The sequence below is a fragment of the Marinobacterium sp. YM272 genome (assembly GCF_050908845.1).
Classification (GTDB): Bacteria; Pseudomonadota; Gammaproteobacteria; order Pseudomonadales; family Balneatricaceae; genus Marinobacterium_D.
In genome coordinates, this window is the sequence record NZ_CP194171.1 from 821,021 (window position 1) to 837,500 (window position 16,480).

Genomic DNA, 16,480 nt, shown 5'->3' on the forward strand with positions numbered 1-16,480 from the left:
AGTTTCATTTGCCCAGTATTAGCCAGTCACCGGTGTTGTTCAGGCTGCTTTTGCTTCTGGCGCTGGTCCTGCTTGCTCTGACAACGCTCAACTACGGTGCCCTGGAGATCGACAGTCGCGCCTGGCTGGCGCCCGACAGTGATCAGGGAAGGGTGCTTTATCAACTGCGTTTGCCGCGTCTTCTGTTGACCCTGCTGGCCGGGGCTCTGCTGGCTGCCACCGGCGCGGCCGCCCAGGCACTGTTTCGCAACCCGCTGGCTGATCCCTCGTTGATCGGCGTCTCTGCCGGCGCTGCGCTGGCGGTGGTGACGCTGATGGTGTTTGCCGGTGGCTGGCTGCTGCAGCACCGGCTGGCATCGCTGGCGATGCCCCTGTCTGCGTTTATTGGCGGTTTGGCCAGCACCTGGCTGGTGGTGCGCCTGTCCCGTTCCCTGGCCGGTGTCTCGGTGACCACGTTGCTGCTGACCGGCATGGCAATCAACGCCATTGCGCTGGCGGGGATAGGGGCTCTCAAGTATCTCTCGGACGAGTTGACCCTGCGTCAGGCCAGTTTCTGGTTGATGGGCAATTTCGGTGTTCAGGGCTGGATGCCGGTGATTGTGCTGATGCTGGTGGCCTTTCCGGTGTTGATGTTGCTGGCGCGGGAAGGGCGGGAGCTGAACCTGCTGCTGCTCGGCGTCTCCCAGGCCCAGCTTCTGGGGGTGAATGTGGCCCAGTTGCAGCGGCGCCTGGTTGTGCTCTGTGCGCTGGGGGTTGGGGCCGTGGTGGCCTTCGGCGGCCTGATCAGCTTTGTTGGCCTGATCGTGCCGCACCTGGTCCGCCTGCTTTGTGGACCCGATAACCGTCACCTGCTGCCGCACTCGGCGCTGCTCGGTGCGTTTTTCCTCGGCCTTGCCGATCTGCTGTCGCGGATGCTGGCCAGCCCCGCCGAGTTGCCGGTGGGGATTCTTACCGCCCTGGTCGGTGGTCCGTTCTTCCTGTTTGTATTGCTGTACCGCATGAAGCGGGGAGGCGGCCATGCTTGAGGCCCGTTCCCTGGCGTTCGATGCAGGTGGCTCGCGGCGCATAGAAAAGCTTGATCTCAGGCTGGAGTCGGGGTCTATCCATGTGGTGCTCGGTCCCAATGGGTCCGGCAAATCTACGTTAATGGCGCTGCTCAGTGGCCTGCTGAATCCGCACCTGGGCGAGATACAACTTCAGGGACGTGCGCTGAACAGCTACAGCCTGGCAGAGCGTGCCCGGCATCTTGCGGTGATGCTGCAGAGTCAGCCGCTGGATTTCGCCTTTCAGGTGCGGGAGGTGATCGCCATGGGTGGTTACCCGCTGGATCTTTCCCGGCCGGAGCTCGGGCGGCGCATTGAGCAGCTGGCTGTGGCACTGGATATTGACCATCTGCTGGAACGCAGTTACCTGAGCCTGTCCGGCGGTGAGGCGCAGAGAGTCCAGCTGGCGCGGGTGCTGACCCAGCGTGGTTGTGAGCCGTCGGTGATTCTGCTGGATGAGCCGTTGACCGCGCTGGATCTCAAACACCAGCATCAGGCGCTGACGCTGCTCAGGGAGCTGGCCGCAGAGGGCTATGCGATCTTTATCGTGCTGCATGACCTGAATCTGGCCGCCGCCTATGCCGACCGGGTGATCCTGATGCGCGAGGGCGCGCTGGTGGCCCAGGGAAGCTGCGCAGGGGTGATGAGCACCGAGACCCTGTCCGCGCTTTACGACGTGCGTATCGAGCGCTACGAAACATCCGGCGGACAGGTGCTGTTCAGCAGCACCGGCAGGCTTTAGCGCTTTAAGTGCTTCAGTCGGCGAGCAGTTTCTGGCCGCGCAGCTGGGCCAGCAGCTGCTCGATCGCCTCGTCATCGCGGGTGTCCACATCCAGCGTGACCAGGCTCTCTTCGGCGGTGATCGGGTGCAGCAGTTCCTGCTGGCGCAGCATTATCTCCACATCGGCATCGGACGGGTCTGAGCCCTCTTCTGCACGTCGTTTCAACCGCGCCTCGATCAGGTTCTGGTCACAATGGCAGCTGATGATTCTTAGATCCACCTGCTCCTTTTCGGCCATCTGGCGGAACAGGGTGCGTGCGCGCAGACGAATAAATGTGGCATCGACCACTACGCTGATACCGGCCCGCAACATGCAGCGGGTGCTGTCGAGCAGATGGTTGAAGGTGCGCAGGTTCATGTCCGACCCGTACAGGTCCAGCCTCTCGCTGCGGGAGGCTTCGCGATAGATCCGCTTGCGCTCCACGTCTGAGCGGATCCGGATAGCACCCATCGCCTCAAATAGGCGCTTGCTGAGGTAGCTTTTGCCGCTGCCGCTGACGCCGTACATCAGCAGCAGAATCGGTGGCTTGGGGGTGCAGTAGCACTCGGTCAGATGCAGGTAATGCCGGAAGGTGTCTATATCCGGGTTATCCCCTAGCATCGCCACCTTGGCGCGCACCATCGACCGGTACGCCTTGTAAAAATTAAGCAGTACCAGGCCGTCATAATCACCGCTCAGCTCAAGGTAGCGGTTCAGACAACGGTTGGCCCAGCGGAACTGACCGTTCGCTTCCAGGTCCATCAGCAGGAACGCCAGGTCGCAGATGGTGTCTATCCAGCGGAACTGCAGATTGAACTCGATGCAATCGAACAGGCGCAGGTGATTGTGATAGAGCGTAATGTTGCCCAGATGCAGGTCGCCGTGGCACTCGCGGATGTGACCCTGGCGTTTGCGTGCGGCAAGGGTGTCCTTGAGGGCTTCAAAGCGCTGCCGGGTGAAGTTTTCCAGCTTCTCCAGCAGGGCGATGTCCTCGGCGGAAAGCCGGGATTTGTCCAGATGGGCATAGTTGTCAAAGACGGCACCGGCGATCGCATCCGCCTCACCCCAGGGACTGTCCTGGCCGACGATCGGTATCCGCTGGTGGAAGTCGGCAATCTGGGCCGCGAGCACATCGATCCATTCCGCCTGGAACTGGTGACGCTGCAGTAGCTGGTCCAGGCGCTGGCCGGACTCGAACTGGCGCATGCGTACGGCGTACTCGATCGGCGCGGAAGCGTCGCCCAGCAGAGGGGCCGATTCGCTGCCGCTGATCGGGATCACCGCTTCGTAGATATCGGGCGCCAGGCGCTGGTTCAGACGCAGCTCTTCCTCGCAGCAGTAGCGTCTCTGCTCGAGGGTGGTGAAATCGAGAAAACCGAAATTGACCGGCTTCTTGATCTTGTATGCGTAGTCGCCGGTGAGCAGCAGCCAGGAGATATGGGTCTCTATCACCTCGATCTCCGAGACCGGGTGGGGGTACTGCTCCGGCAGGCGCAAGCGTTCGATCAGTTCTGGTACCATGGCGCGCATTCAGTCGATAAAGCTCAGGATTATACTGACACGATGAGTAAAAAGAGAAATAGCCGCAAGTCCCCCCGCAGTCGCAAGGCCTCCCGTTCCTGGTTGAGAAAGCTGCTCGGCCCGCTGCTCAAGCTGATGCTCGTGCTGACGGTGGTTGCCGCGGCGGGGTTGATCTATCTCGATGCTCAGGTCCGGGCCAAGTTTGAAGGCAAGCGCTGGGCGTTGCCGGCCAAGGTCTATGCGAGGCCGCTGGAGCTTTATCCGGGACAGGCGTTGAGCGCCGAGGACTTTCGCATCGAACTCCAGGGACTGGGCTACCAGTCGCAGGCCAACCCGAATCGACCGGGAACGCTGCAGTGGTCCGGCAATTCGGTGCAGCTGGTTACACGCGGATTTCCTTTTCCCGACGGTTTTGAAACCTCGAAAACGCTGCAGCTGGATTTCAACTCGGGTGGTTTGAGCCGCATCCGCAATGAAAGCGGGCGCTCCCTGTCACTGGTGCGACTGGAGCCGATCCTGATCGGCGGTATCTATCCCAAGGATAATGAGGACAGGGACCTGGTGCGCCTGGAGGATGTGCCGCCCATGTTGCCTGCTGCCCTGATCGCGGTTGAGGACAGGGATTATTACAGCCACCACGGTATCTCGCTGCGCGGCATTGCCCGTGCAATGTGGGTCAATGCGCGCGCCGGGCGCTTTGTGCAGGGCGGCAGTACCCTGACGCAGCAGCTGATCAAGAACTTCTATCTCACCGCCGATCGCACCCTGGCGCGCAAGCTCCTCGAGATGCCGATGGCGATGCTGCTCGACCTGCACTACAGCAAGGATGAGATTCTCGAGGCCTATCTTAACGAGGTCTACCTGGGTCAGTCAGGCGCCCGCGCCATTCACGGTTTCGGCATGGGCAGCCAGTACTATTTCGGACGTCCGGTGGGCGAGTTGAGCCTGGCTCAGTCGGCGCTGCTGGCTGGGCTGGTGAAGGGACCCTCCTATTTTGACCCGCGGCGTCATCCGGAACGCGCGTTGGAGCGGCGCAACCTGGTGCTGCGTCTGCTGCGTGATCAGGGCCAGCTGGCAGAGGTGGATTACCAGGCGGCGATCAATGAACCGCTGGGCGTGGTGAAAAAGGGCGGCCTGCGCAAAGGGGCCTACCCGGCCTACCTGGATCTGGTGAAGCGACAGCTGCAGCAGGAATACCGCGATGAGGACCTGAGCTCCGAGGGGTTGCGGGTGTTCACGGCGCTGGACCCGCTGGTGCAGGCGCGGGCAGAGCGCTCTCAGCAGGAGACGCTGACCACACTGGAAAACCGCTATGGACTGCCGGCAGACGAGCTGGAAAGCAGCATGGTCGTCGCCGACCCGCAGACCGGCGAGATCCTGTCGGTGATCGGCGGGCGTCAGAGCCGTTACGAGGGCTTCAACCGCGCGCTGGATGCGGATCGTCCCATCGGCTCCCTGGTCAAACCGGCGGTCTACCTGACCGCGCTGGAGCAGGGCTATACCCTGGCCTCCCAGATTGACGACGAGGCGTTCAAGCTGGAGTTACCCAATGGGGATGTCTGGGCGCCGGATAACTTCGATAACAAAAGCCATGGCCAGGTACCGCTGCACTATGCCCTGTCGCGCTCCTACAACCAGGCTACGGCCCAGCTGGGGTTGAATGTCGGTGTCGAGAAGGTGGTGGATATGCTCGAGCGCCTGGGGGTAGAGAAAGAGCTCAAGCCCTATCCGTCGCTGCTGCTCGGCGCCCAGGGGCTGTCCGCGCTGGAGGTGGCTGGTGTGTACCAGACGCTGGCGGCCAACGGTTTCCGGGTGCCACTGAGGGCGATCCGCTCTGTGACTAATGCCGAGGGCGAGGAGTTGTCACGTTACCCGTTTAAGCTGCGCCAGGAGGTGGATCCCGGTCTGGTGCACCTGATCCAGTATGCGATGCAGGAGGTCGCCCGTGAGGGTACCGCCCGTTACGCCTATTCCGTGCTGCCGCAGAACCTTAATATCGCCGGCAAAACCGGGACCTCCAATGGTCAGCGTGACAGCTGGTTTGCAGGCTTTACCGGCAACCGTCTGGCGGTTGTCTGGGTGGGGCGTGATGACAATGCCAGCCTGCCGTTTACCGGCTCCGGCGGTGCGCTGCGGGTCTGGACCGACTATATGCGCCGCGAGAGACCGGAGCCGTTCTACGCCTCCCGTCCGGAGGGTGTGGAGTATGCCTGGGTGGATGAGGCAACCGGCTTGCTGTCTGACCAGCGCTGCGAAGGCTCCCGGCAGTTGCCGTTCCTGGCTGGGACTGAGCCGCAACAGAGCGTAGACTGCGGCCAGAGAAGGGGAGCAGGCAACCCGCTGGACTGGTTCCGCGGCTGGTTCCAATGAAACAGGATGAATTAAGGGCGAGGATATGAAAAAGATCGCATCGGCGTTGGCTGTCTCTGTTGTGCTGGCCGGTTGTGCCGGCCCCAACCCCTACCGCACGCCGGTGGAGGATCGCAGTGACTCCCGTTCAGTCAGCACACCGCCACCGCCGGGCAGCGTGCAGCCGGTTGATCCCAGTCCGGGTGTGACCGTGCAGCCTATCGATGAGGTGCCGGTGTTCCGCCAGCAGCGTGAAGAACTGCCGGATGCAGGCAGCGAGGCGATTCAGGCACCGACCCAGCAGCCGCGCAATGCCGCGGTGGTCGCCCTGCTGGACTCCGCCCAGCAGAATACCAGTGGCGGTGATCTGCGTTCGGCACAGAACCAGCTTGAACGGGCGCTGCGGATTTCGCCGCGGGACCCGCAGGTGTACTACCAGCTGGCCGATGTGCAGCGCCGGCTGGGGCAGTTTCTGCAGGCAGAACAGGTGGCGTTGAAAGGGGTGAACGTGGCCGGCGGCCAGCCCGCTGAGCTGCGTCGTCTGTGGAGTCTGATCGCACTGATCCGCAGTGACGCCGGCGACAGTGCCGGCGCCCGCGAAGCGCAGCAGAAGGCCAGCCGTTACTGAGACGGCTGGTTCAGCGTTACCAGTTCCAATCGGGCAGCAAGCGTCAGCAGACCAAGCCCCAGGGCCGCGAGCAGGCTGAACAGTGTCGGCTGGGGTGCCAGCGGCAGCGGCAGGTTGCCGGTGAATGCCATGGCTGCGGCCAGGAGCAGGGCAGAGGCCGCACAGAACAACCGGGCCCTGGTGTTGCCAAGGAACAGCGCGCCGGAGAACACGCCGATGGCTGTCGCCGCACCGAGTACATTGGTGTACTCCTGGCCATAGCCCAGCTGGCGGTTCAGCTCGAACAGGGCAAAAAAGCCCAGCAGCAGCCGGCCCCAGCCGGCAGCGCTCCAGAACAGCCGCTTGCCCAGCGCATAGACAGCCGTTGCCAGCATCGGCATCCCCGCATAGATACCCAGGTTCACGCCAAGCCGGCGCAGGGTATCCATGTCTGTACTTTCACCGGGCAGCCAGGTGGCAACGACCGCGAGCAGAACAAACAGTGAGCTCAGGGACCAGGCACCCAGCAGAACGCTGTGGGGAGCATCCTGCTGGCGCGCGTTGTTGGACCACAGGGCGCTGCCGGCTGCTGCAGCCAGCAGTGCTGCGTCCGCTACCAGAGTTGTGATGCTCACAGTGCGGCGAACGCCTTGTCGGCGGCGGCCAGCGTGGCATCCAGGTCCGCTTCGGTGAGGGCATCGGAGATGAAGCCCGCTTCAAATGCGGAAGGCGCCAGGTAAATGCCCTGATCCAGCATGGCGTGGAAGAAGCGGCCGAAGGCTTCGGTATTGCAGGCGGTGGCGCCCTTGAAGTCGGTCACTTCGGACTTGTCGGTGAAGAACAGGCCAAACATGCCGCCGACGCAGTTGGTGGTGAACGGGACGTCATGGCGTGCCGCAATCACTTCCAGCCCCTGGGTCAGGTACTCCGCCTTGGCGCTCAGTGATTCGTGCACATCGCCTTCGCACAGGGCGTTGAGCATGGCAAGGCCGGCGGCCATGGCCAGCGGGTTACCGGACAGGGTACCGGCCTGGTAAACAGGGCCCAGCGGCGCGATATGGGACATGATCTCCTTCTTGCCACCGAAAGCGCCCACCGGCAGACCGCCGCCGATCACCTTGCCGAGGGTGGTAAGGTCGGGCTTGACGTTATAGAGCGCCTGAGCGCCGCCGAGGGCGACGCGGAAGCCGGTCATCACCTCGTCGAAAATCAGTACGGTGCCGTACTCGTCACAGATCTCGCGCAGGCCTTCGAGGAAACCGGGCTGCGGCGGGATGCAGTTCATGTTGCCGGCCACCGGCTCGACGATAATACAGGCGACCTGCTCGCCGACCGCGGCAAAGGCTTCACGCACGTTGTCCAGGTTGTTGAATTCCAGCGTCAGCGTGTGTTCGGCCAGGGAGGCGGGCACTCCCGGAGAGTTAGGCTCGCCCAGCGTCAGCGCGCCGGAACCTGCCTTGACCAGCAACGAATCAGAGTGGCCGTGGTAGCAGCCTTCGAATTTGACGATCTTGTCACGGCCGGTGTAGCCGCGGGCAAGACGGATAGCGCTCATGGTGGCTTCGGTACCGGAGCTGACCATACGCACCATCTCGATCGAGGGCATGATCTCGCAGACCTTGTCGGCCATCTCGGTCTCGATGGCGGTGGGCGCGCCAAAGCCCAGACCGTTGTCCAGCGCAGAACGCACCGCGTCCATCACCGGCGGGAAGTTGTGACCCAGGATCATCGGGCCCCAGGAGCCGACGTAGTCGATATATTGCTTGTCGTCCTCGTCGATCAGGTAGGCGCCTTCGCCCTTTTTAAAGAAAACCGGGGTGCCGCCAACGCCCTTGAACGCACGGACCGGAGAGTTAACACCACCGGGGATATGGGCCTGGGCGGCCTTGAACAGAGCTTCGGAACCTGACATGAACTGCCTTCCTTAAATCTTGAATGGGTGAAACTTGAATTCAGTGAGCAAACAGGCCTGAAAACGCCTGTGCGCGGGCCTGGATATCGTCCTGGGCAAATAGCGCATGGACCACGGCCACAAGGTCAGCACCCGCGGAAATTACCTGGCTGGCATTATCCACACTGAGACCGCCAATCGCCACTATCGGGCAGTTCAGCTGTTGCCGGGCTTCCTGTAGCAGACTCAGCGGTGCAGGCGTTGCACCGGGCTTGGTTTTGGAGGGGAAAAAGGCGCCGAAAGCAACGTAGTCCGCGCCCGCTCTGTCTGCGGCCAGGGCCAGATCCAGGCGGTCGTGGCAGGTGATGCCGATAATCGCTTCAGGTCCGAGTGTTGCCCGGGCGTCGGCCAGAGAGCCATCTTCCTGGCCCAGGTGTACGCCATCTGCCCCTGATGTCAGGGCCAGCTGGATATCATCGTTGATCAGCAGCGGGACCTGGTACTGCCGGCAAAGTGCAGCCAGCGCTTTGGCCTGGCGCAGCCGTTTGCCGGCATCATCGGATTTGTCGCGATACTGGATCAGGCGGGTGCCACCCTGCAGCGCTTTTTCGACGTACTGCAGCAGGCTTTGGTCATCGGGCATCAGGGTAGAGTCGGTAATGCCGTACAGGCCTTGGGATAGTGTTGTCATAGTGCTTGTTTGTGGTTGTAGAATTCTTCGATCTGGCCGCGGCTGATAACGCCGAGGGGGCGCTCCTGGTTGCTGACTACCAGCAGGGCCGAAACACCGCGGGAGGCCATCAGCTCCCAGGCTTCGAGCAGGGTCGAGCGCGAATAGATGCTCACCGCCTCCTGGCGGCTGGCCGGAATCTGCATCAGATCCAGCTCGCTTGCTGCGGCTTCTGCGTTGGCATTTTTCTCCAGCCAGCGCCGTGCATCGCCCGGTGGCAGCAGGGCTTTATCCTCCTCCTGTTCAACCAAAAGCCAATGCGGTGATTCTTCAAGCAGCCTGTTGATGGAGTCGACAGATGCCCGGGCCGGGGTTGCCAGCAGGTTGCGATCCATCAGGCTGCCCACGGCTGCGCGTGAAAGCGCCTGGGCCAACGGCGCCTGGCTGATGTCGAGCCCCTGAGCCTGCAGCATCGCCTGAAAAGCGGAGGGGCGTTTGAACAGCGAGCGCAGGGTCAGGTTGCTGACAACGATAGCCAGCATCCCCGGCAGGATGATGGCAGAGTTGTCGGTCAGCTCCAGTAGAGCGATCAGCGCCGCCAGCGGGGCGTTCAGGATGGCGCCCATCATTGACCCCATGCCGATAATGGCAAACAGGTCCGTGGATATATCCAGTCCCAGGTGGCGTGCCGTTCCTGCCAGCAGGGCGCCGGCGATGGCGCCTATCACTAGTGAGGGCCCGATGATCCCGCCCGGGACACCCATGCTGATGGCGAAAGGGGTCAGCAGTGTTTTGCACACCAGCAGCAGAAGCAGGAACTCCAGGTTGTTGGGGTTATCGAACACACCTTCGATACTGTCATAACCGGTGCCCATGACCTGCGGAACCGCCATCGAGATGACGCCGGCCAGCGCGCCGGCAAACATCAGCCTGACCGGCAGGGGAACACGGCGCAGCCGCTGCGTCTGCTGCAGGGTGGCGATAAACGCCGCAGCCACCAGGCCTATGCCGAGGCCCAGCAGTAACAGCATCGGCAGGTCATGCAGGGTGTCATGGGGCAGAATGGGCAGGCGCAGGTCATCCACACGTCCCAGGGTGATCTGAATCAGTACGTCGGCCACCACAGCGGCAACGATGACCGGTATGAAACCGAGGATGCTGTATTCGAGCAGGATCACTTCCATCGCGAAAATGACACCGGCCAGTGGCGTGTTGAAAACGGCGGCGATGGAAGCGGCGCTGCCGCAGCCGATCAGGATGCGCAGGGTGTTGTTGGGCAGCTTCATCCATTGGCCGATCAGGCTGCTGCAGCTGGCGCCCAGGTAGACGGCCGGTCCCTCACGTCCCACGCTATGGCCGCTCCCCAACGCAACCGTACCGCCAATAAATTGGGTCAGCAGGTTGGTGAAGGACAACTTGCCCTGGTGGTAGTTAAGCCGCACGAGCAGGTGCGGTATGCCAACGGAGCGGGCCGCGGGCGGCAGGCTCAGGAACAGGGCAACCAGTATCAGGCTGCCGGCCAGCGGATAGCAGAAACGCTGCCACAGGCTCAGGGACTCGAACTGTTCGCTGATGCCCGACGGCAGGAGCCAATGCTGGGGCAGCTCGATGGCAAGCCGGAACAGCAGGATAACCAGACCGGTACACAGGCCTGAGAGAATGCCCAGCACAACCAGCTGGGGCAGGGCGTCGAAGTGGGACAGGCGTTGCCGGAAACGATCAAGCCACGGCATATGGCTGGGTCTCTATGCGCATTCGATAGTCAATGAACTGCTGTGTCAGTATGATAGATTCTCTGCGCCGATCTATCCTTGATGTCGGGGGCAGAAGCTAAGATTAACAGGTCTGAAAAACTATTGAGAGGTTAGTGTGGTCAAGGTAGGCATTGTTGGCGGCACAGGATACACAGGTGTTGAACTGCTGCGTCTTCTGGCGAACCACCCGGAAGTCCGGGTCGAGGTTATTACATCGCGTTCTGAAGAGGGCGTGCGCGTCGCTGACATGTTCCCTAACCTGCGAGGTCACTATGACCTGGCATTTACCGTACCGGACGTGGAGCGTTTGGCTGCCTGTGATGTGGTGTTTTTCGCCACCCCGCACGGGGTCGCCATGTCGATGGCTCCGGAGCTGATCGATCGCGGCGTTCGCATTATCGATCTCGGCGCCGACTTCCGCATCAAGGATGTGCCACTCTGGGAAAAATGGTACAAGCTGGAGCATACCTGCCCGGACCTGGTTGAAAAAGCCGTCTACGGCCTGCCGGAAGTAAACCGCAGCGCCATCGCAGACGCGCAGTTGGTGGCCTGTGCCGGCTGTTACCCGACAGCTACACAGCTGGGTTACCTGCCGCTGCTGGAGCAGGGGCTGGTGGATCACCGCCGCCTGATTGCCGACTGCAAATCCGGTGTCAGCGGTGCTGGCCGCGGTGCCAACGTAGGTACGCTGCTGTGCGAAACCAGCGAGAGTATGAAGGCCTATGGTGCCTCAGGTCACCGCCATCTGCCGGAGATCCGTCAGGGGCTCAGCAATGCCGCAGGCCGTCCGGTTGGGCTTACATTTGTGCCGCACCTGACGCCGATGATCCGGGGTATTCACTCCACGCTCTACTCGGTGCTGAAAGATCCGGTCGACCCGGGTCTGCAGGAGCTGTTTGAGGAGCGCTACGCCAACGAGCCGTTTGTCGATGTGATGCCGGCCGGCAGCCATCCGGAAACACGCAGTGTCAAAGGCTCCAACTTCTGTCGTATCAGTGTTCATCGTCCGCAGGACGACGATACCGTGGTCGTGCTGTCGGTGATCGACAACCTGGTCAAGGGCGCTTCCGGTCAGGCGATCCAGGTCATGAACATCATGTTCGGGCTGGAGGAGGACAAAGGACTCAAGCTGGTTGGGCTGATGCCTTAATACTTGACTAAAACAGTCGGTATAAGGGAGAATTCAGCCTCAACCGGAGGGCTTTGAGTCATATGAGCGAAAACGTACAGGATACGCTGTTGGATTTTACTGAAGCCGCAGCGGCCAAAGTCAAAGGGCTTATCGACGAGGAACAGAACGATAACCTCAAGCTGCGTGTTTATATCACCGGCGGGGGCTGTGCGGGCTTTTCCTACGGCTTCACCTTTGATGAAGAAAAGGCGGATGACGATACCGAGATCGTCAAGAATGGCGTGACGCTGCTGGTTGATCCGATGAGCTTCCAGTATCTGGCGGGCTCCGTCGTTGACTACAAGGAAGGGCTGCAGGGCTCTCAGTTTGTGGTCAACAACCCCAACGCGACCACAACCTGCGGTTGCGGATCTTCCTTCTCGATCTGACTCTGCGTCGATCCAGGCGTCTTTGCCCTGTCGGTGCCGGCTGTCTCTTCCGGCACCGAATATCTTCCCTTAATGTTCCGATAGATGCTGCTCAGGCAGGATAGATCGCACCCAGGATTCTCTCTCCGCTGGCGCCGGTGACGGATGGCAGGTTGCCGTTGAGTCCGCTGTCCGTGCGCCAGGCCAGCCAGGCGAAGGCGACCGCCTCGACCCAGTCCGGATCCAGACCCAGAACACTGGTTGAACTGACCATTGGGCTATTTGCATGAGTGCAGATGCGTTGCATCAGATCCCGGTTGTGTGCTCCGCCGCCGCAGATGTAGAGCTCGGGGCTGTCGAGTTTCAGCGAGTTCACCGCGTCGCAGATCGAACGGGCCGTCAGCTCAGCCAGCGTTGTCTGCACGTCTTCGGGGCGGGTTTTTTCCGTGCGGGTCTGCAGATGCTGCCTGAGCCACTGCAGGCTGAATAGCTCACGGCCGGTGCTTTTTGGCGCAGGCTGCCGGAAAAAGGGTTCGTCGAGCAGCTTTTCCAATAGTGGCTCGATAGCCTGGCCGCTGGCGCTCCATTGACCATCCGCATCGTAAGGCAGGGAGTGGTGCAGATTGATCCACTCATCCATCAGTACATTGCCGGGGCCCGTGTCGAAGCCCAGAGTCGCTTTTTGTGAGTCGCGAGGGAGGCTTGTCAGGTTGGCCATGCCGCCGATATTGATGATGACGCGATCTTTATCGGGCGAGTGGAACAGCGAGCGGTGAAAAGCGGGTACCAGGGGAGCCCCCTGGCCACCGGCCGCCATATCCCGGCGCCGGAAGTCGGCGATCGTCTTTATTCCGGTGCGCTCGGCGATACGGCTCGGATCGCCGATCTGCAGGGTGAATCCCAGTTCCGGGCGATGACGGATGGTCTGGCCGTGACTGCCAATGGCGGCGATTTCACTGCGCGCGATGCCCTGTCTGTCGATCAGTTGGTTGGCGGCGTCGGCAAACAGGTCAGCCAGTGCGATATCGAGCCTGCCCAGCCGATCTATTGAGTCCTCAGCACCGCCTGCCAATTCAAGAATCAGCTGTTTGAGCGCGTCGGGAATCGGCGTGCTTTGGGTGGCGATGAGTTCGAACCCCGGATCGAAGCGGGCCAGCACCGCATCGACAGCGTCGACGCTGGTGCCGGACATCAGGCCGAGATAAAAAGCCATCTTAGTTGGCTGCTGTCTGTGAAGGTTCGGCTAAAGCCAGTTCGGTTTCACCGTTGTTCAGCATCGCCATCAGCTGACCGGCCTCTTGGGTGAATCTGGCCAGCTCGGAATTGGCAACCGGGTTGGCGTGGGGAAGGTCCACGGTAACCGGGTTTTTGTGCACACCGTTGAGACGGAATTCGTAGTGCAGGTGCGGGCCGGTTGCGGTGCCGGACATGCCGACGTAGCCGATGACCTGGCCCTGTTTGACACGGGAGCCGTTGGACAGCCCTGATTTATAACCATTCATGTGAGCATAGAGGGTAGTAATGTTGCCGCCATGCTGGACGATGATGGTTCTTCCGTAGCCACCCTTGGTGCCGCGCCAGATGATTTTGCCGTCGCCGGCCGCCTTGATCGGTGTACCTGTCTTTGCCGCATAGTCGGTACCGCGATGAGGACGCTTCTTACCCAGCACCGGGTGGAAGCGCTCCGGGTTGAAATTGGAGCTGATGCGACGGAAATCCACCGGTGAGCGGAGAAAGGCTTTACGCATGCTCATGCCGTCAGGGGTGTAGTAATTGCTGTCGCCGTTGCTGTCGGTGTAGCGGACCGCCTGGACGGTACGACCGTCGTTGATGAATTCAACGGCGAGGATGTCACCTTCGCCAATCTTCTCGTTATCGAGAAACTTCTCTTCAAACAGCACCCGGAAGTGATCGCCTTTACGAATGTCGAGGGCGAAATCCACATCCCAGCCGAGAATCTGTGCCATCTGCATGATCGTGCTGCTGGAAAGCCCAGCGCGCTCGGCGTCGACAAACAGGGAGTTGTTGATCGTGCCGCTGACAATCCGGCTTTCGATCTCGGGCTCCAGGCTGATCTGTACGGTTTCGTAGCCCTCGGCGGTCCTGTGCAACTCGACGCTGTTCAGACGGTCCTGCACCAGGCGCAGCTTCTGCAGTTCGCCGCCCTCGATCAGGAAAGAGAGGGTCTGGCCGGGAAACAGGCGGGAAAGTACGCCGGACTCCTTGGTTGCTTCGCTGATCTGGTAAACATCGCGGGCGGAGAGGCCTGCGCGTTTGAACAGGGAGGTTAGGCTGTCACCGCTGCGTACCTCGTAATCGATCCAGTTTTCGATCTTGGGAGCGGGTTGAGCGATGGCTGCTTCCACGGCCTGGCTTGTATCGATCTGATCCTGGCTTGTGCTGCCGGTCGTGCTGATGTTGGCAAGCTGCAGTGGCTCATCGGCTGGGGTGCCGGTGTCGGCTTTCTGTTCCGGCGAGACCAGTGTCAGCGTGCTGCGAGTCGCCTCCACATCTTCAGAAGGAAGCAGCGAGAACGTGGTGGTGATAATGGCGGTACAGATGCTGGCAGCGGCGAGGTGAACTTTGGGCAGGGTTAGAACAAATCTTGAGGCTTTACGGATCACGATGTCACCTGAGGTAAAAATAGGTACAGATACTTAAAACTGAAACAGAGAGTCTGGCGATTATATATAAGTTCCTTTTAGTTTTATCTGCCTCTCTGGTGATTTCTTGAACATTTTCAGTGCAGTTTATTTGTCTGGGTCAAGGGGCAGCGCTAAAATGCGCGACTTGTTTTTCGAAACCGAAACTTGCGATAGAAGGCAGATATGAGTAAGCGGAATCTGATTGAAGACCTCAAGGCGCGTGGTTTGATCGCGCAGACTACCAGCGAAGAGGAGCTGGTGGAGCATCTCGAATCAGGACCCGTGACGCTTTATTGTGGTTTCGATCCGACTGCTGACAGCCTGCACCTCGGCCATCTTGTGCCGCTGTTGATGCTCAAGCGTTTCCAGGACTACGGCCACCGCCCGATCGCACTCGTCGGTGGCGCCACGGGGCTGATTGGGGATCCGAGTTTCAAGGCGCAGGAGCGTCAACTGAACTCCGCTGAAGTGGTTCAGCAGTGGAGTGACTGTCTGAAACGTCAGATCAGTCAGTTTATCGAGTTCGATGAAGACGGCGGCGCGATTCTGGCGAACAACTTTGACTGGACCTCCAATGTGGATGTGCTCAGCTTCCTGCGTGATATCGGCAAGCACTTCACCGTCAACAAGATGATCGCCAAAGAATCGGTCAAGCAGCGTGTTGATCGTGACGGCGAGGGGATCTCGTTCACCGAGTTCACCTACCAGATCCTGCAATCCTACGACTACCAGAAGCTCAACGAGCAGTACGGCTGCTCACTCCAGATCGGTGGCTCCGACCAGTGGGGTAATATCACCGGCGGTATCGAGCTGGTCCGTCGCATGAACGGTAAATCGGTGCACGCGCTGACGTTGCCGCTGATCACCAAGTCTGACGGCACCAAGTTCGGTAAGACCGAAGGTGGTGCGGTATGGCTGGATCCGAAGAAAACCTCGCCGTACGCCTTCTATCAGTTCTGGCTGCAGACGCCGGATGCGGATGTGTACCGTTTCCTCAAGTTCTTCACCTTCCTGGATGTGGAACGCGTTGATGAGATCGAAGCGGCAGATAAAGCGCGTGAAGGCCGTCCCGAGGCTCAGCGTATCCTGGCGGAAGAGGCAACACGTCTGGTACACGGTGAGGATGCACTGGAAGCTGCGCGCCGTATCACTGAAGCACTGTTCTCCGGGGATCATTCGGCGCTGGATGCAAACGATTACGCCCAGTTGCAGCTGGACGGTCTGCCTGCTTCGCAGCTGCCGGAGTCTCTGGCTGAACTGCCGCTGACCTCCCTGCTGGTAGAAGCGGGTGTTGCGACCAACGGCAAGCAGGTGAAGGATGCGCTGCAGCGTAGCGCGGTTCTGATCAACGAACAGAGCTGCTCCAAGGAACAGAACATGGACACCGCGTCACTGTTCAGTGAGGGCAATGCCCGCTTTGGTCGTTACTTCCTGGTGAAACTGGGTAAGAAGAAACATCACCTTTTCTATATCTGAAAGGCGGTGTGAAATGGCGCCCAGGCCTTTTTGAAATATTTTTCAAAAAGGCTGTTGACGGCGCCTCAGATCTCAGTAGAATACGCCACCTCGCTTGAGACGACACGCCCTTCGGGGTTGAGGACGACCAAGCGAGGCGGTTTTCCAACCACTTGAATTTCTTATCTGTTTTCAGAAATTCGCCGGTTCGAAAATCGCAGTGAAAAGCGAAAATAAACGCTTGA

14 protein-coding genes are annotated in these 16,480 nt (G+C 60.5%); 7 read left to right on the plus strand and 7 right to left on the minus strand.

What is annotated here, in order from left to right; all coding sequences use genetic code 11:
• The first annotated feature begins 8 nt into the window (after window positions 1-8).
• Together ACQUQP_RS03870 and ACQUQP_RS03875 are read left to right on the plus strand one after the other, a co-directional pair.
• The gene (locus ACQUQP_RS03870) at window positions 9-1,025 is read left to right on the plus strand and encodes a FecCD family ABC transporter permease (protein WP_432697499.1); all 1,017 of its coding nucleotides are present in this window, start codon (window positions 9-11) and stop codon (window positions 1,023-1,025) included.
• A complete protein-coding gene (locus tag ACQUQP_RS03875) occupies window positions 1,018-1,785 on the plus strand; it encodes a heme ABC transporter ATP-binding protein (RefSeq protein ID WP_432697500.1) in 768 nt (255 codons plus the stop codon). Before ACQUQP_RS03870 ends, ACQUQP_RS03875 begins: the two co-directional genes overlap by 8 nt.
• 13 nt (window positions 1,786-1,798) lie before the next feature.
• On the opposite strand, the gene ACQUQP_RS03880 is transcribed toward ACQUQP_RS03875, so the two are convergent.
• A complete protein-coding gene (locus tag ACQUQP_RS03880) occupies window positions 1,799-3,325 on the minus strand; it encodes an AAA family ATPase (protein ID WP_432697501.1) in 1,527 nt (508 codons plus the stop codon).
• 42 nt (window positions 3,326-3,367) lie between these two features.
• Here ACQUQP_RS03880 and mrcB point away from each other — a divergent pair, with 42 nt between their 5' ends.
• Window positions 3,368-5,695, plus strand: a complete 2,328-nt coding sequence (mrcB, locus tag ACQUQP_RS03885; RefSeq protein ID WP_432697502.1) for a penicillin-binding protein 1B — start codon at window positions 3,368-3,370, stop codon at window positions 5,693-5,695.
• Window positions 5,696-5,720: 25 nt separating this feature from the next.
• Complete coding sequence (locus tag ACQUQP_RS03890) at window positions 5,721-6,302, plus strand: tetratricopeptide repeat protein (RefSeq protein WP_432697503.1); 582 nt, start codon at window positions 5,721-5,723, stop codon at window positions 6,300-6,302.
• Here the strand turns inward: ACQUQP_RS03890 and ACQUQP_RS03895 are convergent.
• The 4 genes from ACQUQP_RS03895 to ACQUQP_RS03910 are packed head-to-tail and all read right to left on the minus strand — an operon-like array spanning window position 6,296 to window position 10,575.
• Window positions 6,296-6,916: a hypothetical protein gene (locus ACQUQP_RS03895; RefSeq protein ID WP_432697504.1), complete on the minus strand. Its 621-nt coding sequence runs from the start codon at window positions 6,914-6,916 to the stop codon at window positions 6,296-6,298. The two genes, ACQUQP_RS03890 and ACQUQP_RS03895, sit on opposite strands and share 7 nt — an antisense overlap.
• Window positions 6,913-8,193: a glutamate-1-semialdehyde 2,1-aminomutase gene (gene hemL, locus ACQUQP_RS03900; protein ID WP_432697505.1), complete on the minus strand. Its 1,281-nt coding sequence runs from the start codon at window positions 8,191-8,193 to the stop codon at window positions 6,913-6,915. The genes ACQUQP_RS03895 and hemL overlap by 4 nt, the downstream gene beginning before the upstream one ends.
• Window positions 8,194-8,233: 40 nt before the next feature.
• Window positions 8,234-8,863 carry a thiamine phosphate synthase gene (gene thiE / locus ACQUQP_RS03905; protein WP_432697506.1) on the minus strand — a complete coding sequence of 210 codons (630 nt, stop codon included), beginning with the start codon at window positions 8,861-8,863 and terminating at the stop codon, window positions 8,234-8,236.
• Window positions 8,860-10,575 carry a chloride channel protein gene (locus ACQUQP_RS03910; protein WP_432697507.1) on the minus strand — a complete coding sequence of 572 codons (1,716 nt, stop codon included), beginning with the start codon at window positions 10,573-10,575 and terminating at the stop codon, window positions 8,860-8,862. The genes thiE and ACQUQP_RS03910 overlap by 4 nt, the downstream gene beginning before the upstream one ends.
• A gap of 136 nt (window positions 10,576-10,711) precedes the next feature.
• On the opposite strand from ACQUQP_RS03910, the gene argC reads away from it, so the two are divergent.
• The gene (gene argC / locus ACQUQP_RS03915) at window positions 10,712-11,746 is read left to right on the plus strand and encodes an N-acetyl-gamma-glutamyl-phosphate reductase (protein ID WP_432697508.1); all 1,035 of its coding nucleotides are present in this window, start codon (window positions 10,712-10,714) and stop codon (window positions 11,744-11,746) included.
• A gap of 62 nt (window positions 11,747-11,808) precedes the next feature.
• Window positions 11,809-12,156 carry an iron-sulfur cluster insertion protein ErpA gene (erpA, locus tag ACQUQP_RS03920; protein ID WP_432697509.1) on the plus strand — a complete coding sequence of 116 codons (348 nt, stop codon included), beginning with the start codon at window positions 11,809-11,811 and terminating at the stop codon, window positions 12,154-12,156.
• Window positions 12,157-12,247: 91 nt separating this feature from the next.
• Here the strand turns inward: erpA and ACQUQP_RS03925 are convergent, their stop codons facing one another.
• Both ACQUQP_RS03925 and ACQUQP_RS03930 read right to left on the minus strand, forming a co-directional pair.
• Window positions 12,248-13,348, minus strand: coding sequence for an anhydro-N-acetylmuramic acid kinase (locus ACQUQP_RS03925; protein WP_432697510.1), 1,101 nt, complete (start codon window positions 13,346-13,348; stop codon window positions 12,248-12,250).
• 1 nt (window position 13,349) lies between these two features.
• Entirely contained in the window at window positions 13,350-14,759 is a 1,410-nt protein-coding gene (locus tag ACQUQP_RS03930; RefSeq protein WP_432697511.1) for an OapA family protein, read from the minus strand.
• 204 nt (window positions 14,760-14,963) lie between these two features.
• Here ACQUQP_RS03930 and tyrS point away from each other — a divergent pair, with 204 nt between their 5' ends.
• Window positions 14,964-16,256 carry a tyrosine--tRNA ligase gene (gene tyrS, locus ACQUQP_RS03935; protein WP_432697512.1) on the plus strand — a complete coding sequence of 431 codons (1,293 nt, stop codon included), beginning with the start codon at window positions 14,964-14,966 and terminating at the stop codon, window positions 16,254-16,256.
• The last annotated feature ends 224 nt before the right edge of the window (window positions 16,257-16,480 follow it).